The organism is Mesorhizobium sp. B2-4-17 (assembly GCF_006441275.1).
Classification (GTDB): Bacteria; Pseudomonadota; Alphaproteobacteria; order Rhizobiales; family Rhizobiaceae; genus Mesorhizobium.
The window spans coordinates 47,312-69,876 of sequence record NZ_VFUX01000015.1 but is presented as its reverse complement, the minus strand read 5'-3'; the positions used below and the strand labels follow the sequence as shown (position 1 = coordinate 69,876).

Annotated in this window: 18 protein-coding genes; 8 read left to right on the top strand and 10 right to left on the bottom strand. The window is 62.9% G+C overall.

Annotation, left to right across the window (positions count from 1 at the left end):
- Positions 1–4: 4 nt before the first annotated feature.
- From FJ548_RS13890 to FJ548_RS13875, 4 genes are all read right to left on the bottom strand, one after another.
- Entirely contained in the window at positions 5–1,561 is a 1,557-nt protein-coding gene (locus FJ548_RS13890; protein ID WP_140778129.1) for an NADH-quinone oxidoreductase subunit NuoF, read from the bottom strand.
- Positions 1,558–2,037 carry a formate dehydrogenase subunit gamma gene (locus FJ548_RS13885; protein WP_140778128.1) on the bottom strand — a complete coding sequence of 160 codons (480 nt, stop codon included), beginning with the start codon at positions 2,035–2,037 and terminating at the stop codon, positions 1,558–1,560. Before FJ548_RS13885 ends, FJ548_RS13890 begins: the two co-directional genes overlap by 4 nt.
- Positions 2,038–2,172: 135 nt before the next feature.
- The gene (locus FJ548_RS13880; RefSeq protein ID WP_140612734.1) at positions 2,173–3,072 is read right to left on the bottom strand and encodes a LysR family transcriptional regulator; all 900 of its coding nucleotides are present in this window, start codon (positions 3,070–3,072) and stop codon (positions 2,173–2,175) included.
- A gap of 105 nt (positions 3,073–3,177) precedes the next feature.
- Positions 3,178–3,555: a VOC family protein gene (locus tag FJ548_RS13875; RefSeq protein WP_140612735.1), complete on the bottom strand. Its 378-nt coding sequence runs from the start codon at positions 3,553–3,555 to the stop codon at positions 3,178–3,180.
- A 216-nt stretch (positions 3,556–3,771) separates the two neighbouring features.
- Here FJ548_RS13875 and FJ548_RS13870 point away from each other — a divergent pair, with 216 nt between their 5' ends.
- Positions 3,772–4,944 (top strand): Mrp/NBP35 family ATP-binding protein, encoded by a 1,173-nt coding sequence (locus tag FJ548_RS13870; RefSeq protein ID WP_246671602.1) that lies wholly within the window; start codon positions 3,772–3,774, stop codon positions 4,942–4,944.
- Between the two features lie 234 nt (positions 4,945–5,178).
- On the opposite strand, the gene FJ548_RS13860 is transcribed toward FJ548_RS13870, so the two are convergent.
- Entirely contained in the window at positions 5,179–5,631 is a 453-nt protein-coding gene (locus tag FJ548_RS13860) for a carbon monoxide dehydrogenase subunit G (protein ID WP_140612737.1), read from the bottom strand.
- A 150-nt stretch (positions 5,632–5,781) separates the two neighbouring features.
- Between FJ548_RS13860 and FJ548_RS13855 the strand changes: the two genes are divergently transcribed.
- The 4 genes from FJ548_RS13855 to FJ548_RS13840 all read left to right on the top strand — a co-directional run bounded on the left by FJ548_RS13855 (position 5,782) and on the right by FJ548_RS13840 (position 10,507).
- A complete protein-coding gene (locus tag FJ548_RS13855; protein WP_140778127.1) occupies positions 5,782–7,587 on the top strand; it encodes an IlvD/Edd family dehydratase in 1,806 nt (601 codons plus the stop codon).
- A 170-nt stretch (positions 7,588–7,757) separates the two neighbouring features.
- Positions 7,758–8,594 carry a chromate resistance protein ChrB domain-containing protein gene (locus FJ548_RS13850; RefSeq protein ID WP_140691131.1) on the top strand — a complete coding sequence of 279 codons (837 nt, stop codon included), beginning with the start codon at positions 7,758–7,760 and terminating at the stop codon, positions 8,592–8,594.
- Positions 8,591–10,006, top strand: coding sequence for a chromate efflux transporter (chrA, locus tag FJ548_RS13845; RefSeq protein ID WP_140691134.1), 1,416 nt, complete (start codon positions 8,591–8,593; stop codon positions 10,004–10,006). Before FJ548_RS13850 ends, chrA begins: the two co-directional genes overlap by 4 nt.
- A 102-nt stretch (positions 10,007–10,108) precedes the next feature.
- Positions 10,109–10,507 carry a hypothetical protein gene (locus FJ548_RS13840; RefSeq protein ID WP_140691137.1) on the top strand — a complete coding sequence of 133 codons (399 nt, stop codon included), beginning with the start codon at positions 10,109–10,111 and terminating at the stop codon, positions 10,505–10,507.
- A 26-nt stretch (positions 10,508–10,533) separates the two neighbouring features.
- On the opposite strand, the gene FJ548_RS13835 is transcribed toward FJ548_RS13840, so the two are convergent.
- Both FJ548_RS13835 and FJ548_RS13830 read right to left on the bottom strand, forming a co-directional pair.
- Positions 10,534–12,120 carry a trimethylamine methyltransferase family protein gene (locus FJ548_RS13835; RefSeq protein ID WP_140612742.1) on the bottom strand — a complete coding sequence of 529 codons (1,587 nt, stop codon included), beginning with the start codon at positions 12,118–12,120 and terminating at the stop codon, positions 10,534–10,536.
- 179 nt (positions 12,121–12,299) lie between these two features.
- Positions 12,300–13,793 carry a PLP-dependent aminotransferase family protein gene (locus FJ548_RS13830; RefSeq protein ID WP_140691141.1) on the bottom strand — a complete coding sequence of 498 codons (1,494 nt, stop codon included), beginning with the start codon at positions 13,791–13,793 and terminating at the stop codon, positions 12,300–12,302.
- 299 nt (positions 13,794–14,092) lie between these two features.
- Here FJ548_RS13830 and pgi point away from each other — a divergent pair, with 299 nt between their 5' ends.
- Both pgi and FJ548_RS13820 read left to right on the top strand, forming a co-directional pair.
- On the top strand, positions 14,093–15,736 hold the full coding sequence (gene pgi, locus FJ548_RS13825; RefSeq protein WP_140612744.1) for a glucose-6-phosphate isomerase: 1,644 nt from the start codon (positions 14,093–14,095) through the stop codon (positions 15,734–15,736).
- A gap of 5 nt (positions 15,737–15,741) precedes the next feature.
- Positions 15,742–16,464: an HAD family hydrolase gene (locus FJ548_RS13820; RefSeq protein ID WP_140612745.1), complete on the top strand. Its 723-nt coding sequence runs from the start codon at positions 15,742–15,744 to the stop codon at positions 16,462–16,464.
- A 79-nt stretch (positions 16,465–16,543) separates the two neighbouring features.
- On the opposite strand, the gene FJ548_RS13815 is transcribed toward FJ548_RS13820, so the two are convergent.
- The 3 genes from FJ548_RS13815 to FJ548_RS13805 form a co-directional block, all read right to left on the bottom strand.
- Entirely contained in the window at positions 16,544–17,551 is a 1,008-nt protein-coding gene (locus FJ548_RS13815; protein ID WP_140778126.1) for a hypothetical protein, read from the bottom strand.
- 207 nt (positions 17,552–17,758) lie between these two features.
- Positions 17,759–18,466 carry a methyltransferase gene (locus FJ548_RS13810; RefSeq protein ID WP_140778125.1) on the bottom strand — a complete coding sequence of 236 codons (708 nt, stop codon included), beginning with the start codon at positions 18,464–18,466 and terminating at the stop codon, positions 17,759–17,761.
- Positions 18,466–20,484, bottom strand: coding sequence for a long-chain fatty acid--CoA ligase (locus FJ548_RS13805; protein ID WP_140778124.1), 2,019 nt, complete (start codon positions 20,482–20,484; stop codon positions 18,466–18,468). Before FJ548_RS13805 ends, FJ548_RS13810 begins: the two co-directional genes overlap by 1 nt.
- A gap of 472 nt (positions 20,485–20,956) precedes the next feature.
- Here FJ548_RS13805 and FJ548_RS13800 point away from each other — a divergent pair, with 472 nt between their 5' ends.
- Positions 20,957–22,549, top strand: a complete 1,593-nt coding sequence (locus FJ548_RS13800) for an ABC transporter substrate-binding protein (protein ID WP_140612747.1) — start codon at positions 20,957–20,959, stop codon at positions 22,547–22,549.
- Positions 22,550–22,565 lie beyond the last annotated feature (16 nt).

Below are 22,565 nucleotides of genomic sequence, written 5' to 3'. Positions count from 1 at the left end.
GCTCCTATTCAGCAGCCACGCGCGCCGGCGCGGGCTTGAAATCCTCGGGGAAATGCGTGATCGAGCTCATCACCGGGTAGGGCGTGAAGCCGCCCAGCGCGCACAGCGATCCGAACTTCATGGTGTTGCAGAGGTCGGTGACCAGAGCCAGGTTCTTTTCCGGTTCGATGCCGGCGGCGAGCCTGTCGATGGTCTCCACCCCGCGCGTCGAACCGATGCGGCAGGGCGTGCACTTGCCGCAGCTTTCGATGGCGCAGAACTCCATGGCGAAGCGCGCCTGCTTCAGCATGTCGGCGGTGTCGTCGAAGACGGTGATACCGGCATGGCCGATCAGACCGTCCTTCGCGGCGAAAGCCTCGTAGTCGAACGGCGTGTCGAACAGCGCGCGCGGGAAATAGGCGCCGAGCGGCCCGCCGACCTGCACCGCCTTCACCGGACGCCCGGTCGCCGTGCCGCCGCCGATATCATCGACGATCTCGCCGAGCGTCAGGCCGAAGGCCGTTTCGAACAGGCCGCCATATTTGATATTGCCGGCGATCTGGATCGGGATCGTGCCGCGCGAGCGGCCCATGCCGAAATCCTTGTAGAAGGCGGCGCCCCTGTCCATGATAATCGGCACGGAGGCCAGCGAGATGACATTGTTGATCACCGTCGGTTTGCCGAACAAGCCCTGGATCGCCGGCAGCGGCGGCTTGGCGCGCACCACGCCGCGCTTGCCCTCCAGGCTGTTCAAGAGCGAGGTCTCCTCGCCGCAGACATAGGCGCCGGCGCCGACGCGGATTTCCATGTCGAACGCGTTAGGGGAACCCAGCACGTTGACGCCGAGCACGCCCGCCTCGCGGGCGATTTCGACGGCCTTGTTCATGATGGCCACCGCATGCGGATATTCCGAGCGGATATAGACGAAACCCTTGGTGGCCCCGGTGGCGATGCCGGCGATCGTCATGCCCTCGATGAGCACGAAGGGGTCGCCTTCCATGATCATGCGGTCGGCGAAGGTGGCGCTGTCGCCCTCATCGGCGTTGCAGACGATGTATTTGCGATCGCCCGCCGTATCGAGCACCGTCTTCCATTTGATGCCGGTCGGGAAACCGGCCCCGCCGCGTCCGCGCAGGCCGGACTCCGTCACCTGCTTGACGATATCGGCTGGCGCCATGGCGACCGCGTTCTGCAGGCCTTTCAGCCCGCCGAGCGATTTGTAGGCGTCGAGCGACAGCGGGTCGTTGATGCCGCAGCGGGCAAAGGTCAGACGTGTCTGCTTGGCCAGGAACGGGATCTTGTCCGGCGCGCCCAGCCAGCGCTTGTGGTGGCCGCCGGTGAGAAAGCCGCTGTCGAACAGGCTCTTGACCTCGGAGGATTTCACCGGCCCGTAGGCGACGCGGCCATTGGCTGTCGCCACCTCGACCATCGGTTCAAGGAAATAGGCGCCGCGCGAGCCGTTGCGTACGATCTTAGCCTCGATGCCACGCTCGGCGAGTTCCGCGCGAACAGCCTTGGCGACCTTTTCGGCGCCGAGCGCGAGCGCGCCGGAATCGCCGGGAATGTAGATGCGGGGGATCATGAGCGCACCTCGGCAATGATCTCGTCGATCTTGTCGTCATCGAGCCGCCCGATCACCTCGCCGTCGAGCATCGCCGATGGCGAACAGGCGCAAAGCCCGAGACAATAGACCGCCTCGAGTGTAACCGATCCGTCGCGGGTGGTCTCGTGGAAATCGATGCCGAGCAACTGCTTGACCTTGGCGGCGACCGCATCGGAACCCATCGACTGGCAGGCTTCCGCCTGGCAGAGCTTGAGCACGTGGCGCCCGGCCGGCCGGGCACGGAAATCATGATAGAAGGTCACGACGCCGTGCACCTCCGCCCTGGAGAGGTTCAGCCCGTCGGCAATGACGGGCAGGGCGTCTTGCGGCACATGGCCGAACTCTTCCTGTATCTCATGGAGGATAGGCAGCAGCGGACCTTCGAGGCCCTTCAACTCCTGAATGATCGCCGCCGTGCGCGATGCGATCTCGGTACTTGCAGGCTGCATCGTCATGCAGCGCCCTCCCTGGTCGATAGTGCTCTAACGCTAAGTCTTTTCAAAAACAGGAAAAACCCGCGAAATCAATAAAGCTGATCCGTTGCTCGATAGAAATTTTCTATCAACCATATCCAGCCGCCATTCTCTACCCTAGCGATGTGCGCGGAAATCGTCCGCCAGCGCCATCGCCTCGTCCAGCAGCGCCTGCACCAGCGGCGTGTGCGGCTCACGCGGCGCCGCCACCAGGCCGACCGTGTGGCTGGCATCGGGCTCGACGATCGGAATGGCCCGGATCGGCTCGGAGAAGCCGAACGTTTCCGCCAAGTTGAGCGGCATGATCGACGACCATTTGCCGGTGCGGATATGCGAGAACAGCACGATCATCGAGTTGGATTCGAGCGTCGGCCGCACCTGCACCCCGGCCTCGGCCAGATGCTGGTCGATGATGCGGCGGTTCTGCATATCCGGCGTCAAGAGGCAGAGCGGCAGGCTGCTGAGCTCCGCCCATGTCACTTTGTCGCGGTCGAAATAAGGATTCCCGACCGCCGTGATCAGCTGATAGCGCTCGTCGTAGAGCGGCACGCTGGTCACCCGTCCAAGCGGCTCGTTGTCGAGATAGGTGATGCCGGCGTCGATGTCGAAATTGCCGAGTAGCGACAGCACCTCGATCGATGTGCGCGACAGCACCGAAAAGGTGACGCCGGGGTGCTTGGCCCGAAACGGTGTCGTCAGCCGTGCCACCATGGCAAGGGCCGTGGGGATGGCGGCAATGCGGATGCGTCCGGAAAGGCCGTAGCGCGCCGCCCGCATCTCCTCGCGCATGGTTCTTGAGTCGCCGACGATGCGGCGCGCCCACACCAGCACCTGCTTGCCTTCCGGCGTCAGGCCCTGGAAGCGCGAGCCGCGCAGCACCAGCATCACGCCAAGCTGGCCTTCCAACTGCTTGATGCCGGCCGACAAGGTCGGCTGGGTGACGCCGCACACTTCAGCCGCCCGGCCGAAATGCTCCTCCTTGGCCAACGCGATAAAGAATTCCAGCTTGTCGATCATCGACGCAAGCTATCGGGCGCAGGACGGCTGCGCCAGATGGTGCCGGCGTCACAACGACACAATCCCGCCGCCAGGCAGGGGATGGCTGTTGCTGCGTGGCCATCGCTATTTGTCCACGAGGTTCAGGATGTTGCCGTCAGGATCCTTGAACCAGGCAACCTTCATGCCGTGGCCGACATGGATGTCGCCTTCGAGCGACAGGCCGGGCATCTCGTAGTGTTCGAAGGCGACACCTTTCGATTTCAGCGACTTGACGATCGGCTCGATCTGGTCGCCGACAGTCCAGGTGACCGCCGTCGCCTTGTTGGTGCCGGCGAATTGCGAATGATAGACGTTGATGAGGGTGCCGCCGCTCTTGTACACGACCAGTTCGCCTTCCATGTCGTCGACCTGTTTGAGGCCAAGCGTTCCCTCATAAAAGGCCTTCGCTTTTGCCAAATCCTTCACCGCGAGATTGGCCGTCGCGTTGCTGTTTTCGAGCATGACCGTCTCCTTTCCTGATTGTCGTTCTCATGCCGATCATCGAAATAGCGCTGCATGGCCTGTTGACGACGGTCACATGCCGATTTGTCCGGCCGCCCGGCGGAGAACGCGGTGGATGGATGCGGCGATGTGCCTCTATCTTTTTCAGGGCAGGCCGATGCAGCTTGGTTCTGTCGGGAAACTGCATTATCTGAACCGGCAAACGCCAAGGGAAAGATCATGGCCGTAACCAAGGAAATCGTCGTCGAGCGCCTGAAGACGGTCAACGGGCCGGATTTCACCGGCAACATCGTCGACCTCGGCATGGTGTCCGAGATATTCATCGCCGATTCGAAAGTGTTCTTCTCGATCACGGTTCCGGCCGCCCGTGCGCAGGAAATGGAGCCGTTGCGCGCCGCTGCCGAGCGGGTTGTGAAAGCCATTCCGGGGGTCGCCGGCGCGGTCGTAGCGCTGACCGCCGAGAAGAAGGGCGGCGGCATGGAAGCGCCGGTCCCGCAGCGCCAGGCGCCAAGGCCAACGCCACCGGCAGCGCCTCAACGTCCTGTGCCGCATGCCCCCGCCTCGCACAGCCAGGGCAAGCGCGGCGTGCCCGGCATCGAGGCGATCATCGCGGTTGCCTCGGGCAAGGGCGGCGTCGGCAAGTCGACCACCGCCGTCAACCTGGCGCTTGGCCTCGCCGCCAACGGCCTGCGGGTCGGCGTGCTCGATGCCGACATTTATGGCCCGTCGATGCCGAGGCTCCTCAACATCCACGGCCGGCCGCAGACGATTGACGGCAAGACCCTGAAACCGATGGAGAATTACGGCCTCAAGGTGATGTCGATGGGCTTCCTCGTCGACGAGGAGACGCCGATGATCTGGCGCGGCCCGATGGTGATGTCGGCGCTGACGCAGATGCTGCGCGAGGTCGAATGGGGGCGGCTAGACGTGCTCGTCGTCGATATGCCGCCCGGCACCGGCGACGCCCAATTGACCATGGCGCAGCAGGTGCCGCTGGCCGGCGCCGTCATCGTTTCCACGCCTCAGGACCTGGCGCTGATCGATGCCCGCAAAGGACTGAACATGTTCAGGAAAGTCGACGTGCCGCTGCTCGGCATCGTCGAGAACATGAGCTACTTCATCGCCCCGGATACCGGCAAACGCTACGACATCTTCGGCCATGGCGGCGCGCGCCGCGAGGCCGAGCGGCTCGGCGTCACCTTCCTCGGCGAGGTGCCGCTGGAAATGGGCATCCGCGAAAGCTCGGATGCCGGTGCGCCGGTGGTTGTCTCGAAGGCCGATGGCGCCGAGGCGAAAATCTACCGCGATATCGCCGCCAAGGTCTGGGACCGGGTCAACGAGGAACGGGGTGCTGCGGAAGCGGCGGTGCCAAGCATCGTGTTTGAGTAGTTTTCTGCTTGGTTGGCGCCGCCCCTCATCCGCCTGCCGGCACCTTCTCCCCGTATAGTGACGGGGAGAAGAGACCTGGCCTCAACCTCGGCGCCTAACCTGCCATGCCGGTGATTGGCGGAACCGTCGGCGCGGGCTTCTTTCCCCCCGCCACTATACGGGCAGAAATGCCCGGCAGGGCAATGATGGGCGGCGCCGGCCCTAAATAGCTAGGGGCCTACAAGCGAGCCGCAACTAAGGCGCGCCCACTTTCTCCCCAAAGTTGGAAAAGAATTGCCCAGCCAGTTTCTTCGATGTCGACGCGATCAGCCGGCTGCCGAGCTGGGCGATCTTGCCGCCGACATCGGCCTTGGCCGCGTATTTCAGGACGGTGGCGTCCGGCCCATCCTCGGTCAGCGTCACGTCGGCGCCGCCCTTGGCGAAGCCGGCAACGCCGCCCTTGCCTTCGCCCTGAATGGTGTAGGCATGTGGCGGCTTCAGGTTTTTCAGCGTCACTTCGCCGTTGAAGGTCGCCTTGATCGGCCCGATCTTCAACACGACCGTCGCCGTCAACTCGGTGTCCGATTTCTTCTCCAGGCTCTGGCAGCCGGGAATGCTCTCCTTCAGCACCGCCGGATCGTTCAGAGCCTCCCAAACTTTCTGGACGGGTGCGGCAATGCGCTCCTCGCCTTCGATCACCAAAGCCATCAAGACCTCCCGGATTGCTGATGCCGATTGGTCCTAGCGCGCGGCCGGATACAAGTCTATCGCACCAAAGTCCGGATTCAGATCACGCGTGCCCCTTGCCTGCATCCGCGCGTTGTCATATCGATTTGTCATACAAATACGGAGACCATGATGGCTGGCGCCCCCACACACAAGAAAAAATTTCGCTCGCAGGAGTGGTTCGACAACCCCGATAACCCGGGAATGACGGCGCTCTATCTGGAGCGTTACCTGAATTACGGGCTGACGCGCGCCGAACTGATGTCGGGCAAGCCGCTGATCGGCATCGCCCAGACCGGCTCGGATCTTTCACCTTGCAACCGCCACCATATCGAGCTTGCCAAGCGCGTGCGCGAAGGTATCGTCTCGATGGGCGGCATTCCCTTCGAATTCCCCTGCCATCCGATCCAGGAGACCGGCAAGCGCCCGACCGCGGCGCTTGACCGCAACCTCGCCTATCTCAGCCTCGTCGAGGTGCTCTACGGCTATCCGCTCGACGGCGTCGTGCTGACCATCGGCTGTGACAAGACGACTCCAGCGCTCCTTATGGCGGCGGCCACCGTCAACATCCCGGCCATCGCGCTGTCGGTTGGCCCGATGCTCAATGGCTGGCACAAGGGCAAGCGCACCGGTTCCGGCACCATCGTCTGGGAGTCGCGCCAGCGCCTGTCGGCCGGCGAGATCGACTACGACGAGTTCATGGACATCGTCGCCTCCTCGGCGCCCTCCACCGGCTACTGCAACACCATGGGCACGGCGACCACGATGAATTCGCTGGCCGAGGCGCTCGGCATGCAACTGCCGGGCTCGGCCGCCATCCCGGCGCCCTACCGTGAGCGTGGCCAGATCGCCCATGAGACGGGCAAACGCATCGTCGACATGGTGCACGAGGATCTGAAGCCCTCCGACATCATGACGCGCAAGGCCTTCGAGAACGCCATCGTCGTCAATTCGGCCATCGGCGGCTCCACCAACGCGCCGATCCATCTCAACGCCATTGCCCGCCATCTCGGCGTGCCGCTCGACAATGATGACTGGCAGAAAATCGGCCTCAACGTGCCGCTCATCGTCAACCTGCAGCCGTCGGGGGAATATCTTGGCGAGGACTATCATCATGCCGGCGGCGTGCCGGCGGTGGTGGCCGAACTCATGAAAGCTGGGCGTCTGCCGCATCCCGACGCCATGACCGCCAACGGCAAGACCATCGGCGACAATTGCCAGGGCGCCGTCAACGAGAATCCTGATGTCATCCGCAGCGTCGACAAGCCGCTCAAGGCCAATGCCGGCTTCATCAACTTCAAGGGCAATCTGTTCGATTCGGCGATCATGAAGATGAGCGGCATCTCGCCGGAGTTCCGCGAGCGCTACCTGTCCAATCCGAACGATCCGGAAGCCTTCGAGGGCAACGCCATGGTTTTCGACGGGCCGGAGGACTATCACGCCCGCATCGACGATCCGGCGCAAGGCATCGATGAGCACACGATCCTGTTCATGCGCGGCGCCGGTCCGGTCGGCTATCCCGGCGGCGCCGAAGTCGTCAACATGCAGCCGCCGGCCTATCTGATCAAGAAGGGCATCCATTCGCTGGCCTGCATCGGCGACGGCCGCCAGTCCGGCACGTCGGGCTCGCCATCGATCCTGAACGCCTCGCCCGAGGCCGCGGTCGGCGGTGGGCTGGCCCTGCTCAAGACCGGCGACCGGGTCCGCATCGATCTCAGGAAGGGCACCGCCGACATTCTCGTCACCGATGACGAGATCGCGCGGCGCCGCGCCGAACTGCAGAACAATGGCGGCTACCACTATCCGAAGCACCAGACGCCATGGCAGGAGATCCAGCGCGGCATGGTCGACCAGTTCTCAGGTGGCATGGTGCTGAAGCCGGCCGTGAAATACCAGGACGTCGCGCATACAATGGGCATTCCCCGCGACAATCACTGATTGTTTGCATCCGCGACAGCGGCGGCTTGATCCTGATCACGCCGCCGCTGGCCATCCTTGACAAGCGCGCCCAACAAATCCACCATCGGGGTAAGGGGTGAATCGCGACGACCCCGTGAGGCGTCAGCCCAACGTTCGCGTCCAGGCTTCTCTATCAGGAGGTGGACGCCATGCCGTCAACAACCGCTATCACCGTTCCGCAACTGTCCCGTCTCGTCGGTCTGCCGGGCGCGCCCGAAATCGTCGATGTCCGCACCGATGAAGATTTCGACGCCGATCCGCGCCTGCTGCCGGCTTCGAGCCGGCGCGATTTCAAAACCGTTTCGACCTGGGCGCCCGATTTCGCCGGCAAGCCGGTGGTGGTCGTCTGCCAGAAAGGCCGGAAACTCTCGCAAGGTGTGGCCGCATGGCTGCGGCATGAGAGTATTTCCGCCGAAACCCTCGAAGGCGGCTTCGAAGCCTGGCGCGAAGCGAAGGGGCTTCTGGTCCGCACCGACAAGTTGCCCCCGCGCCACGAAAAGGGCCGCACGGTGTGGGTGACACGGGCTCGCCCGAAGGTCGACCGTATCGCCTGCCCCTGGTTGATCCGGCGTTTCGTCGACCCTCACGCGGTGTTCCTGTTTGTCGAAGCGGCCGAAGTGCGTGATGTGGCCGACCGCTTTCACGCCGTGCCGTTCGACATCGACAATGTGTTCTGGAGCCATCGCGGCGAACGCTGCACTTTCGACACGATGATCGAGGAGTTCGGGCTGGAATCCGAGGCGCTCGATCGCCTTGCCTTGATCGTGCGCGCCGCCGACACCGCGAGACTCGACCTGGTACCCCAGGCTGCCGGCTTTCTGGCCGCTTCGCTTGGCCTGTCGCGCATGTTTCGGGACGATCTGGAACAGCTGGAAGCAGGCATGCCTTTCTACGATGCGTTCTTTCGTTGGTGTCGCGACGCCACCGAGGAGACGCACAACTGGCCCGGTGCAGGCGCGGACAAACAAACGGGGACGAGCCGATGAACAAGGCCGAGAGCATCAAGGCGACGCCGGCGAGACTTTCCGGCACGCCGGCTCATGGCATTCCGTTCAGCGAAGCCGTCCGCGTTTGGGCGCGGGTCGCGGCACTAAGTTTTGGCGGTCCGGCGGGGCAGATCGCAGTGATGCACCGTATCCTCGTCGAGGAGAAACGCTGGATCGGCGAGATGCGGTTCCTGCATGCGCTGAACTACTGCATGCTGCTGCCAGGCCCCGAGGCTCAGCAACTTGCGATCTATATCGGCTGGCTGCTGCACAAGACCAAGGGCGGGCTCATCGCTGGTATCCTGTTCGTGCTGCCTGGCGTCGTTGCCATCATGGCGCTGAGCTGGATCTACGCAATCTTCGGCAATATCGGCGTGGTCCAGGCTCTGTTCTTTGGATTGAAAGCCGCTGTGCTGGCCATCGTACTTGAAGCTGTGGTCCGGGTCGGCAAGCGGGCGCTCAGGAACAACGTCATGGTGGCGCTCGCCGCCGCCGCCTTTATCGCGATCTTCTTCTTCCGCATGCCGTTTCCGCTGATCATATTGACGGCCGCGGTGATTGGCTTCATCGGCGGGCGGTCGGAACTGGCGCCGTTCATGGCCGGCAACGGGCATGGCAAGGTCAGCGGCCAGCAGGTTGCCGATGCCGGCACGGCGCTGGGCGAAGACACACCAGTCCATTCCAGGCCGACCCTTGGCTGGTCGCTCAAAATCGCCGCCGTGTTTCTGGTGCTGTGGTTCACGCCCGTCCTCGGCCTGTTGGCGGCGTTCGGGCCCGGGAACGTCTTTACCGCCATCGCCATCTTCTTCTCGAAGATGGCCGTGGTGACCTTCGGCGGCGCCTATGCGGTGCTCGCCTATGTCGCGCAGCAGGCCGTCACGACCTATGGCTGGCTCAAGCCTGGCGAGATGCTCGATGGCCTCGGCATGGCCGAGACCACGCCTGGCCCTTTGATCATGGTTACGCAGTTCGTCGGTTTCATGGGTGCGTTTCGCGCGCCCGGCACGCTTCATCCGCTCGTTGCCGGAACCCTGGCTGGCCTTTTGACGACGTGGGTCACCTTTACGCCGTGCTTTCTCTGGATCTTTCTCGGCGCCCCCTACATCGAGAAATTGCGAAGCAACAAGGCGTTGTCCGCCTCGCTCGCGACGATCACCGCCGCCGTCGTCGGCGTGATCCTGAACCTGGCGGTGTGGTTTGGGCTCCACGTGCTGTTTCGCGAGCTGCATGAAAGGCAAGGTTTCGGCATGAACGTCGACGTGCCGGTGCTGAGTTCAATCAACATCCCCTCGCTGGTCCTGACGCTGGGGGCATTGCTGGCCGTCTTCCGCTTCAAGGTTGGCATGCTGCCGGTATTGGCTGTCTGCTCGGTGCTTGGAGTGCTCTACGGCTTCGCCAGCGGCGCGATATAGGCGGAGCGATCTCAGCCGCGCCGCAGGCTTGGTCCGTGCCGTGCGCTGACTTTGTATTCCTTTGGCCAACCACCTAAATGGTTGGGAGCGGATTGGACAATCATGGCGCAACGACGCTCTTCCCTCGGCTTCCTCGGAATGTTCGGACGGTCGGGAGACCTGAGGCAGCTCGATGCGGCCTTGCGCGGCGCCGACCTCCACCCCGCCCTCGTGCCGGAGGGTGTGAAACTCACCCTCGTCAATCTGATGAAGGATCGCTGGTCCGACGAACCGCCGCCACAGGCCTACCCAGAAGTGGCGCGGCTGTTCAGCTATTGCATTGCCGGGCCGGAAGCATTCGAGCGCTCCCATGGCCCTCAACTGCGGGACGAGGTAGAGCGCCGGATCGAGGCGGCGGTCGAGGCCGGCGACAGTTTCGATGCCCAGATCGTGCTGATGACGCTGCACGCCAAGCTGATCAACGCCGAGGTAATCGAGCGCTATGGGCTGGGTGCGGATTGATTTGGACTATTGGGCGAGCGGAGGCGCTACCCGCCCATATTGGCGCGCGGCAGCTTGATCATGTCGCCGAAGCGGGCGCGTAGTCTGTCGTCGAGCATCTTCGGCACATGGCGCGGGAAACGCTCGGCAAGGACGCGCTTCTTCTCGATGATCGCCCGCTGCAGGATGTCGGGCCGGCCCTTCTCGTTCCATTCCTTCGGCGAAAACCGGTCGCCGACGGCTGGATAGAAATATTCGGTCTGCATCAGCCGCAGCGTCTGTTCGTTGCCGAGATAGTGGCCTGGACCCCTGAGGCAGACATCAGCGATGGTGTCGATCGACAGCGCCTCGTCGGTCACCTCGATGCCGCGCACGCAGCGCAGGCAATGGCCGAGCATGTCATTGTCGATGATCAGGCTTTCCAGGCAGAAGCCGAGCAGCGAGGCGTGCATGCCGGCCGATTCATAGACGAGGTTGAGCCCGGCAAGGCCGGCCATCACATCGGTGATGCCCTTTTCATAGCCGGACTGGATATCGGGCAGTTTCGAATCCGTCATGCCGGCCGCCGAACCGCCCGGCAGGTCATAGAACTGCGCCATCTGCGCGCAAGCAGCAGTCAAGACCGCCTGTTCGGCAGAGCCGCCCGACATGGCGCCTGTCCTCAGATCCGATACGAACGGCCAGGTGCCGAAGATCGCCGGATGCCCCGGCTTGATGGCGTTGACATAGACAAGGCCTGCCAGCACTTCGGCCACCGCCTGCACCACGGCGCCCGCGATCGCCGCCGGCGCGGTGGCGCCTGCCTGTCCGGCCGACAGCAGCAGGATCGGGATGCCGCCCTCGACACAGGCTTCGAGCACGCCGCAGGCGTCCTCGGCGAACTTCATCGGCGGCACGACGAAGCAGTTGGAGTTCGACACGAACGGCCTGGCGCGGAAATTCTCCTCGCCGCCGGCGATGGCATAAAGCATTTCCAGTGCCGGCTGGACGTTCTCGCGCACGGTGAACGAGGTGCCGACATGCTTGGATGTGCCCATCACGCAGGCATAGAGCGTGTTGAAATCCATCTCGAGCGGATCGGGAATGTCGCGCGGCACCATCGGCCGCTGGAAGAAATGGATGTTGTCGAGCCCCTCGACGATGCGGGCTGCGTCATAGATGTCCTGCAGCAGCGACTCGCGATATTCGCGCTTCTCGACATCGACCAGATGGACGGCGGCACCCGCCGTGCCGTAGTGCACGCGCTTGCCCTGGATCACCATGTCGTGTTTTGGGTCCTGGCCGTGCAAGGTGAAATTCCGTGCCGCCTTCTTGATCGTATCGAGCACCAGCGCGCGGGGGAAACGGATGCGGCCATCGTCGCCATAGGTGGCGCCTGCCGTGGTCAGCGCCTCGATGCAGGAGGGAATGGCATTGGCGAAGCCGACCGTCTCCAGCAGCGTCAGCACAGCCTCGTGGATACGCTCGCGGTCATTGCCGCGCAGGGGGCCGTAGCTGCCGCCCTCGAGGCCGGCGCGCACCGGCCTGATGTCGTCGGCCAAGGGCGCCGCCCGCATGGCGCGGCGCGCTTCGCGTCCGCCGGAACGGCGCGACCGTTGATCCGCCGCGTCCTGCTTTTCAAGAACCACTGACATGGAGCACTCCACCTTTCCTGGAAGCAGGGCAGCGGTTGGTCCACCATCGGCTGCTTCTTCCCCTTTGTGCCACGACTATGCCGCCGGCATTGGCACAGCCTATGAGCCAGCCAATCCGGTTGAGTATGCCAGGGCTAAAGGGAGCCGAAGCCGCCGCTAGCGGTTCCCGTAGGAGGGGATCAGGCGGCGGCGGGCCTGCGTCCGGCGGCCGTGGCGAGTTCACGGATGCCGGGCTCGATGTGCTGCAGTGCGATTGAGGAGATGCCCAACCGCATGAAGCGCGAAGGCTTTTCGGTGCGGTCGAAGAAGCGGTCGCCCGGCTCGATGATGACGCTGCGCGAGGCGGCGGCCTCGGCCAGGCCGCGGGAATCGGTACCCCGCGGCCCCTCCAGCCAAAGCGACGTGCCGCCGGCCGAGTCGGTCGAACGCCATTCCGGCAGGAAAGCGGAAATCGCATGGACCAGACGCTTGCGCCGTTCGTCGAAGGCGGAGGACAGCCGCCGCACCAGCGCTTCGTGATGGCCGAGCGACAGGAACAGTGCCACGGCGCGCTGGTTGTTGGCCGGCGGATGGCGCAGCATGAAGCGGCGCAACGCCCTGAGTTCCGCGATCAGTCCAGCCGAGGCCACGATGTAGCCAAGCCGCAGGCCCGGAGCCAGTGTCTTCGACATCGAGCCGACATAGACGACGCGGCCGGAACGATCGAGGCTCTTCAGCGCCTGCTGCGGCGCCTCATCGAGAAGCTGGCTGTCATAGCCGTCCTCGATGATGATCTGGTTGTGCCGGTTGGCGCGCGCCAGAAGGTCCTGCCGGCGCTCCGCCGACAACGGCACCATGGTCGGGCAGTGATGGCTGGGCGTGACGAACACGAACCCGGAATCATTGGGAATAGAAGAGGTTACGATACCGGACTGGTCGACCGGCACCGGCTGGATATCGGCCCCGGCAAGCCTGAAGATCGAGCGCGCGTCGGGGTAGCCAGGATCTTCCATCGCCACTTTCGATCCCTTGGTCATCAAAAGCGACGCCAGCATGTAGAGCGCGTTCTGGGCGCCGAGCGTGACGATGATCTCGTCGGGATTGGCGAAGATGCCGCGCCTGGGCAGCAGCCGCGCCTGGATCTGCTCGATCAGCAGCGGATCGTCGCGATCGACCATGTCGGACGCCCAGTTGCGGATCTCGAGCACGGCCAGCGCCATGCGGTTGCATTCGCGCCATTCGGCGGTCGGGAACAGCGCCGGGTCGAACTGGCCGTAGACGAAGGGGTAGGACGACTTGATCCAGTTCTCGTGCTTGGCCGGCGGCGGCATGTCGCTGGCCGCGATTTGCCGGCGTGCCTTCCAGTCGATCTCGTTGGCCTGGTCGGGCGCCTTCTGGTGCGGCTTGGCGGGGGTCGCCAGCACGTCGGGATTGACGAAATGGCCGCGCCGCTCGCGCGCCACCAGGAAACCCTGGTCGACGAGCTGCTGGAAGGCCAGCACCACGGTTCCGCGCGCCACGCCGAGTTTCTCGGCCAGGATCCGGCAGGAAGGAAGCGGCATCGAAGCGGCGATCTGACGGTCGAGAATGGCGGCCACGATGGCTTGGCGGATCTGCGCCTGCAGGGTCTGGCCGGATTCAGCCGAAATCCGGAACAAGCCGGACCATATCGCCGTGTCGTTTCTCTGTGGCATGGGAGATGTTCCTCGATGGCCAGCTTTTTTCACTTGGCTGGACCAGTCGAATGTAACGGTGGCACAAGGGGTTGCGCCAATCAATTTTTCTGATCTTTGGGATTTATGCCAGTGATCCTTCGGCCGAAGGAGGTGCTGTCACGTGGCTGGTGACACATTATGTCCTCACCGCGTGACAGAAAGTGTCGTCGCCGCGTATTGACCGGATTGAATTCGGCTCAATAGTTTTGCCGCGACGACACGCGCCGGAAACATCCGGTCTGATATGGTGCGTCGAAAAACGCCAGGAGCCTCCGCCAGTGGATCAGTCAGCCTTCCAGAAACAGCTCGCCGCCTTGCGCGATCATCGCGCCGCGGCGCCTTCCTCGATGCGCCAGGCCTTCGCCTCCGATCCCCAGCGATTCGCGACATTTTCCGCCACCGACGGCGACCTGCTGCTCGACTGGTCGAAATGCGCCGTCGACGCCACCACCATGGATCTGCTGGAAAAACTCGCCGGCGCCGCCGATCTCGAAGGCCGCCGCGCAGCCATGTTCGCCGGCAAGAAGATCAACATCACCGAGGACCGCGCCGTGCTGCATACGGCGCTACGCAACCTCAGCGGCAAGGGCGTTACGGTGGATGGCCAGGACGTCAAGGCGGATGTTATTTCCGTGCTCGATGCGATGGGAGCCTTCGCCGATGCCGTCCGCTCCGGCAAGGCGACCGGCGCCACCGGCAAGAAGATCACCGACATCGTCAACATCGGCATCGGCGGCTCCGACCTCGGCCCGGCCATGGCGACGCTGGCGCTCGCCCCCTATCATGACGGTCCGCGCGCGCATTATGTCTCCAACATCGACGGCGCCCACATTCATGACACGCTGAAGGGTCTGTCAGCCGAAACCACGCTGTTCATCATCGCCTCCAAGACCTTCACCACCGTCGAGACGATGACCAATGCGCAGACGGCGCGCGACTGGGTGCAGAAGGCACTTGGCAAGGAAGCGGTCGGCAAGCATTTCGCCGCCGTTTCGACGGCGCTCGACCTGGTGGCCAAGTTCGGTATCGAATCGGATCGCGTCTTCGGCTTCTGGGATTGGGTCGGCGGCCGCTATTCGGTCTGGGGCGCCATCGGCCTGCCGGTCATGATCGCCATCGGTCCGACAAATTTTCGCGCCTTCCTCGACGGCGCGCACGAGATGGACGAGCACTTCCGCACCGCGCCGCTGGCCAGCAACCTGCCGGCGCTTCTGGGGCTGGTCGGCTGGTGGCATCGCGTGATCTGCGGCTATCCGGCCCGCGCGGTCATCCCCTACGACCAGCGCCTGTCCAGGCTGCCAGCCTATCTGCAGCAACTCGATATGGAATCGAACGGCAAGGGCGTCACCCTTGACGGCACTCCAGTGCCGACGCCGACCGGGCCGCTGGTCTGGGGCGAGCCCGGCACCAATGGCCAGCACGCTTTCTTCCAACTCCTGCATCAGGGCACCGACTTCATCCCGGTCGAGTTCCTCGCCGCGGCCGTCGGTCACGAGCCTGACCTCAAGCATCAGCATGACCTGCTGCTCGCCAATTGCTTGGCGCAGTCGGAGGCTCTGATGAAGGGCCGCACCCTGGAGGAGGCGCGCGCGCAGATGCTGGCCAAGGGCATGAAACCGGCCGATGTCGACAGAATAGCGCCGCATCGCGTCTTCTCCGGCAACCGGCCTTCGGTGACCATTCTCTATCGCAAGCTCGACCCGCGCACTTTCGGCCGGCTGATCGCGCTCTACGAGCACCGGGTCTTCGTCGAGGGCACGCTCTTCAACATCAACTCCTTCGACCAGTGGGGCGTCGAACTCGGCAAGGAACTGGCCACCGGCCTGCTGCCTGTCGTGGAAGGCAAGGAAAGCGCCGCGAATCGGGACGCCTCGACCAGGGGCCTTGTGGAACGCATCCACCAATTGCGTGGTTCGGAGTGACTGACTTGGCAGACATCAAGGGGATATTGTTCGACAAGGACGGGACACTTGTCGACTTCAATGCGACCTGGCTCGGCGTCGCCGATTTCATGGCCATGGATGCATCCGACGGCGATCGCTGGAAGGCCGACAGGCTGCTCGCGGCGGCCGGCTTCGATTTCACCAACCGGCGCTTCAAGCCCGACTCGATCTTTGCCTCCGGCACCAATCTCGACGTCGTCGAACTCTGGTTTCCGCGCCTGTCCAACGAGGACCAGATGCTGGCCGTTGCCCGTTTCAACGAGATCACATCGGTACAGGGTTCGGCGATGGCCGTGGCGCTGCCGGGCATCGTCGAGACGCTCGGCGTTCTGCACGGGAGGTCCTACAGGCTTGGGGTCGCCACCAATGATTCGACCAGCGGCGCGGAAAAGACTCTGGTCACGCTCGGTGTCGCCCAGCTTTTCGACGCCGCCTATGGCTATGACGCTGTGGCCAGTCCCAAGCCCGCGCCCGACACCATCCAGGCTTTTTGCGACCTCACCGGCCTGAAGCCGGCGGAAATCGCCATGGTCGGCGACAACAGGCACGATCTCGAAATGGCACGCGCCGGTGCCTGTGGTCTGGCGGTCGGCGTGCTCTCCGGCACCGGCACACGCGAGTCGCTCGCCGAGATTGCCGACATCATCCTGGATTCGGTTGCCGATCTGCCGGACTTCCTTTCGGCGCGGGTCAGGGAGACTGTTTGATCGGTAGGCGGGGCAAAGCGCAATCAATCTGGGATTTGTCACCAATGGCCGAACGGGTATAAGTAGTTTCTCCTAGGCACTAGTCGACTATCAGGCGGACGCAATCGATGGTCGCATTCTCGATCGCGGCCAGTTTGGTCAATAGATCGAGGCGGATTATTTCGACGGTCTGGTCTGGAAGAACACCTTCGACCGTCAACCGGATATCGTGCCAGCCCTCGACATAGCGCACTGCGACGCCCTCGACACACAGACGATGGACGCCATGCTGGTCCGCGATTTCAGGGATATTCAAGTGTGGAAGCTCGGGCGCGTACAATGTTTCAATCAGGTCTATCCGAGGGTTAGGGCCAAGTTCGCTAAGGCGCTCGGCTAGAAAGCTGCTTCTGTTTTCGCTTTTCCCCCATTTTTGATCCGAAAGAAGGCGGCGAAGCCAATGGAGATGGTTAGGCAAGCCATCAGCCCGAACGAATGAAAATCGCGGCCAGCGCCGCTTGGTGAGGCGTTCCCAGCGGCCCGCAGTGATATCCAGGCGCCAGTCGTCGATGTTCTCGATCACAGCAGGCCACCTTGGCCCGATGAGGAGGCCGCCGCGAACCAGGATCGCACCACCATTTTCAACAAGCTGTGAAGAGTGCTTGTGTATCCATGGCGGAGCCTCGCCCGTGGTTTCGAGGCGGCTGATGCCATAGCTTGTTGTGTCCAACACGAGCACTTGCGCCTTGTCAGCCCGAATATACGGATAGGACAGGTTGCCGATTACAATTATTCGGGCGTCGATGAGATTTGCCGTGTGAAAATCGGTGGGCGGAAAGATCTTATCCGAATAGCCGAAAATCTCGATGCGTCCGTCGGCATCACTCACGATCACATCATTGTAAATGTAGAAATCTGGGTCGTAAGAATCTTCATATTCGCCGCCGATCCTGACAAGGCGGCCGTCTGGCAGCCGTGTTTCAGTGCGTCCGTACCGGCTGAAGCTCCAGCATGGCCCTACATCTTCTGAGCGTGGGCCGAGGAACGCTTTGTTCAGACCGTAACCGGTTAGACGGTGCTCAACGGCCCGTACCCAGACAGGGTTGGTCATAAGCTCCGGATTGCCGGAACCTCGACTGGGCGAGCGAAACTTCGAAAACAGATTGCGGTCGATCGGGGGTGTTTTTATCAAGCTCAAACGGGGCTAGCAAGGCTTCAACATCGAGCCGATACCCCATGATTGGACTATAGCTTGTATAGAATCGTCTGCAAGGGGGTGGAACTTATTCACTCGGGCGATTGTATTCGAGTTGGGGTTTCAGCGACATTCCGCCTCGAAGGAAAACACCCCACTCGGCTTGGCGGCAGTGGCCCTCGCGTCACCGAAATCCGGCACTTGATATTCGGCGAGCAATCGCAGCCGGTGCCGCGGCAGGTCGATGCGGCGGGGGTCGCCGACCAGCACATTGATGCCGGCTTCCAGACAGCGGTCGAGAAAAGGCGTCACCCGCAGGGCGACCTCACGGCCGTAAAACACGTCGCCTGCGAGCACGAGGTCGACGGTCGGTGGCGGACCCCTGGTGATATCGTTGTCGACGATGGTGATCTCGACACCGTTCGCCGCGGCATTGAGGCCGATCGCGGCAACGCCGTTGCGGTCGATCTCGGTGGCGATCACCGCGCTGGCACCGGCCTTCGCGGCGGCGATGCCGACAAGGCCCGAGCCGGCACCGAGGTCGAGCACACGGTGTCCGGCCACGCTCTGCGGATGATTGAGTATATGGCGCGCCAGCACCGTGCCGCCGGCCCAGGCATAGGCCCAATAGGGCGCCTGTGATTCCGGCGCGTCCTCATCCAGATCGTCGTGCGGCCCTACGAGCCGCCTAAGCCCGCTGCCTGGATGGGGCGTGTAAAGCCGGATTTCGGGAAGAGCGCGGACAGGGGCGAGGCGCAAATTGGCCTTGATGAACTCTGCCGGATCGAGGGTTGAGGCCGGCGTTGTCTCTTCGGAGGGTTCGTCCCCCACTAGCCGCGCAGCGCCCGTCGCAGGATCTTGCCGACCGGCGTCTTCGGCAATTCGGTCCTGAACTCGATATATTTGGGCCGCTTGTAGCCGGTCAGGTTCTCGCGGCAATAAGCGGTGATGGCTTCGACGGTCAGGGCAGGATCCTTCTTGACGATGAACAGCTTCGGCACTTCGCCGGAATGCTCGTCCGGCACGCCGATCGCCGCCACCTCGAGCACGCCTGGATGCAGCGCAACGACCTCCTCGAGTTCCGTCGGATAGACGTTGAAGCCGGAGACGAGGATCATATCCTTCTTGCGGTCGACGATCTTGGTATAGCCGCGCTCATCCATGAAGCCCATGTCGCCCGACTTGAAGAAACCGTCCTTGGTCATCACTCTGGCGGTCTCGTCCGGCCGGTTCCAGTAGCCGGCCATCACTTGCGGTCCCCGTATGCAGATTTCGCCGACCTCGACCAGCGGCACGTTGTTGCCGTCATCGTCGCGGATGGCGATCTCGGTCGAGGGCAGCGGCAGGCCGATGGTGCCGGTGAAGTCGCCGGAACTGAACTTGTTGGCCGTGGCCACGGGGGAGGTCTCCGAGAGACCATAGCCTTCGCTGACCGGACAGCCGGTCAGCGCCTTCCAGCGTTCGGCGACGCCCTTCTGGACCGCCATGCCGCCGCCCAGCGTCAGGATCAGCGGCTTGAAGTCGAGCTTGCGGAAATCCTCATTGTTGAGCAGCGCGTTGAACAGCGTGTTGAGGCCGGGAAAGATATGCACCGGATATTTCCGGAGTTCCTTGACGAAACCCGGTATGTCGCGCGGGTTGGGAATGAGGATGTTCTGGGCGCCTTGCTGCATGCCCATCAGCGCGTTCACCGTCAGCGCGAAGATATGGTAGAGCGGCAGGGCGCAGACGAAGTTGAGATGCGCGGGCTTCGGCTTGATCGTGTAGGCGTCCTCCACCCACAGCGAATTCTGCGCGACATTAGCCAGCACATTGCTGTGCAGCAGGATCGCGCCTTTCGAGATTCCCGTGGTGCCGCCGGTATATTGCAGGAAGGCAATATCATTGGCGGCCACCGTGGCCGGTTTGAAATTCATGCCGCTGCCAGCCTTGAGGGCGGCGTTGAACTTGACATGGCCAGGCAGCGACCAGGCCGGCACCATTTTCTTGACGCGGCGTACGACCAGATTGACGATCGTGCCTTTCAGCCCGCCGAGCATGTCGCCCATGGCGGCGACGACGACGTGCTTGACCGCCGTCCGCGTGACCACGGCCTGCAAGGTGCCGGCGAAGTTTTCGAGGATGACCATGGCCTGCGCCCCGGAATCCTTGAGCTGATGTTCCAGTTCACGCGGCGTGTAGAGCGGATTGATGTTCACCACCGTGTAACCGGCGCGGGCCACGGCCATCATCGCCACCGGATACTGCAGCACGTTCGGCATCATCAGCGCGACGCGCGCGCCCTTCTGCAGTCCCGTCGACTGCAGATAGGCGCCGAAAGCCGCCGAAAGCCGCTCGAGTTCCGCATAGGTGATGGACTTGCCCATGCAGGTGAAAGCCGGCTGGCCGGCAAACTGCTTGCAGGCGGCGACAAGGAAGTCGCCGATGGAGCTGTAGGGAAGGGGGCCGATCTCGGCCGGCATGTTCTTCGGATAGCTTTTCAGCCACGGTTTGTCCGGCAGGCCGGCGGCGAGCTCGGTGAGTGCCTTTGGCAGCCGCTGGCCGGCTGCCGGCGCCGGGATCGATGCCTCTGCCGGCGGTGCAGCCTTCGACGATCCGGACTTGTTCGCCGCGGTCTTTGCGAGAGAAGCCTTTGTCGAAGAGGTCTTCGCCGGAGCGGGTTTCACCGCCGGTTTGGTGGCGCGCTTGGCCGTCGCCGCCGTTTTCGCCGCTGGTGCCTTCCTGGCAGGCTTTGCTACCGTCTCGGCGGGCGCGGCTTTGGCGGCGGCTTTACCTTGCCCCTCGGCGCCGGTTGGTTTCGCGGCTGCCTTGGCCGACGCTTTCACCGGCGCCTTCGATGCTTTTGCCACCCGTTCCTCCTCGACAGTTCTTGTTCGCCCGTCTCTTGCCAGCTGCGCCGCGCTGGCCTCCGAATTGACAGAGACATCCTCCGCTGCCGCCAGCATATCCATCTATGTATTGCCTCTATCGGCGGCGGTGCAAGTCTTGCCCTTGCGGCAGGGCGCCCGAAAGATTTGCCGCCGAAAATCTTTCCCGCGGGCGACACTCGGACCCGCTATCTTTCCACATCCGGGTCGGGCGAAGGCGCACACGGCGCCGATATCACGGGAGACCGCCGATCAATAAAAAAATGCGGTCGTTAATAATATCGTGAATGGAAAGAACTGCTAATTTTTTCTGCCGTTTAGCGAAATCGCGGATTTTTTTCCTGCTTCCCGCCGGGTAAGCAAGCGGGGTGTTCCAAAGCCGGAAAAACGGTGCTTATATGCGCGCTTCGCGAGCCTGATAGAGGGGCTTGGAAGAACATCTAGGGAGTGCTCAATGAAGAAGAAATTGACTTTTGCAGCCGCGTTGCTGGCTGCAAGCGTCCTGGGGGGCGTGGCCAACGCGAAAACCTTGGTCTATTGCGCTGAAGCTTCGCCGGAAGGTTTTGACCCGGCGCCGTACACCGCTGGACAGACGTTCGATGCGTCCTCGCGTACCGTTTTCAACCGTCTCGTCGAATTCGATCATGGCAAGACCACGATCTCGCCCGGCCTGGCCGAGAGCTGGACGATCTCCGACGACGGCAAGGAATACACCTTCAAGCTGCGCAAGGGCGTCAAGTTCGCCCCCACCGACTATTTCACGCCGACGCGCGACCTGAACGCCGACGATGTGGTGTTCTCCTTCCAGCGTCAGGTCGACAAGAACGGTCCCTGGTTCCAGTACATTCCGGGCATCGCCTACCAGTACTACAATGACCAGTTCGGCGATAACATCTCCAAGGTGGAGAAGGTCGACGACCTGACGGTGAAGTTCAGCCTGAAGGAGCCGGCGATCACCTTCATCCCAACGCTGGGCATGGATTTCGCCTCCATCGTCTCGAAGGAATATGCCGACAAGCTGCAGGCGGACAAGACGCCTGAATTGTTCAACCAGAAGCCCGTCGGCACCGGTCCGTTCATCTTCGTCGACTATCAGACCGATGCGGCCATCCGCTACAAGGCCAATCCGGATTACTGGGGCGGCAAGCAGAAGATCGACGATCTGGTCTTCGCCATCACCACCGATCCGGCGGTGCGCGCGCAGAAGCTCAAGGCCGGCGAATGCAACATCATGTCCTACCCGGCACCGGCGGACATCAAAGGTCTGCAGGCTGATCCGAACCTGACGGTCGCGGAGCAGGAAGGCCTCAACGTTGGCGCGTTGATGTACAACACCCAGCAGAAGCCGTTCGATGATGTGCGCGTCCGCAAGGCGCTCAACATGGCCATCAACAAGAAGGCCATTATCGACGCCGTGTTCCAGGGCGCCGGCCAGGTGGCTATCAACCCGATTCCGCCGACCATGTGGTCCTACAACAAGGAAGTGAAGGACGATCCGTACGATCCGGATGCGGCCAAGAAGCTGCTCGCGGAAGCCGGCGTCAAGGACCTCAAGATGAACGTCTGGGCGATGCCCGTGTCGCGCCCATATATGCCGAACGCGCGCCGCACCGCCGAGCTGATCCAGGCCGACTTCGCCAAGGTCGGCGTCACCGTCAACATCGTCAGCTATGACTGGGGCGAATACCTCAAGCGCGCTTCCGCCGTCGATCACGACGGCGCCGTCATCGTTGGCTGGACCGGCGACAATGGCGATCCGGACAACTTCCTCGGCGTGCTCCTGAGCTGCGCTTCCGTCGGTTCGAACAACCGCGCGGAATGGTGCAACAAGGACTTCGACGCGCTCATCAACAAGGCCAAGACGGTTTCCGACCAGGCCGAGCGCACCAAGCTCTACGAAAAGGCACAAGTCATCTTCAAGGAGCAGGCACCTTGGGCGACGCTCGCCCACTCGAAGGTGTTCATGCCGATGCAGAAGACCGTCACCGGCTTTGCGATGGATCCGCTCGGCATCCATCGCTTTGACGGCGTCGATATCGCCGAATAAGGTTCGCGAAACGGGG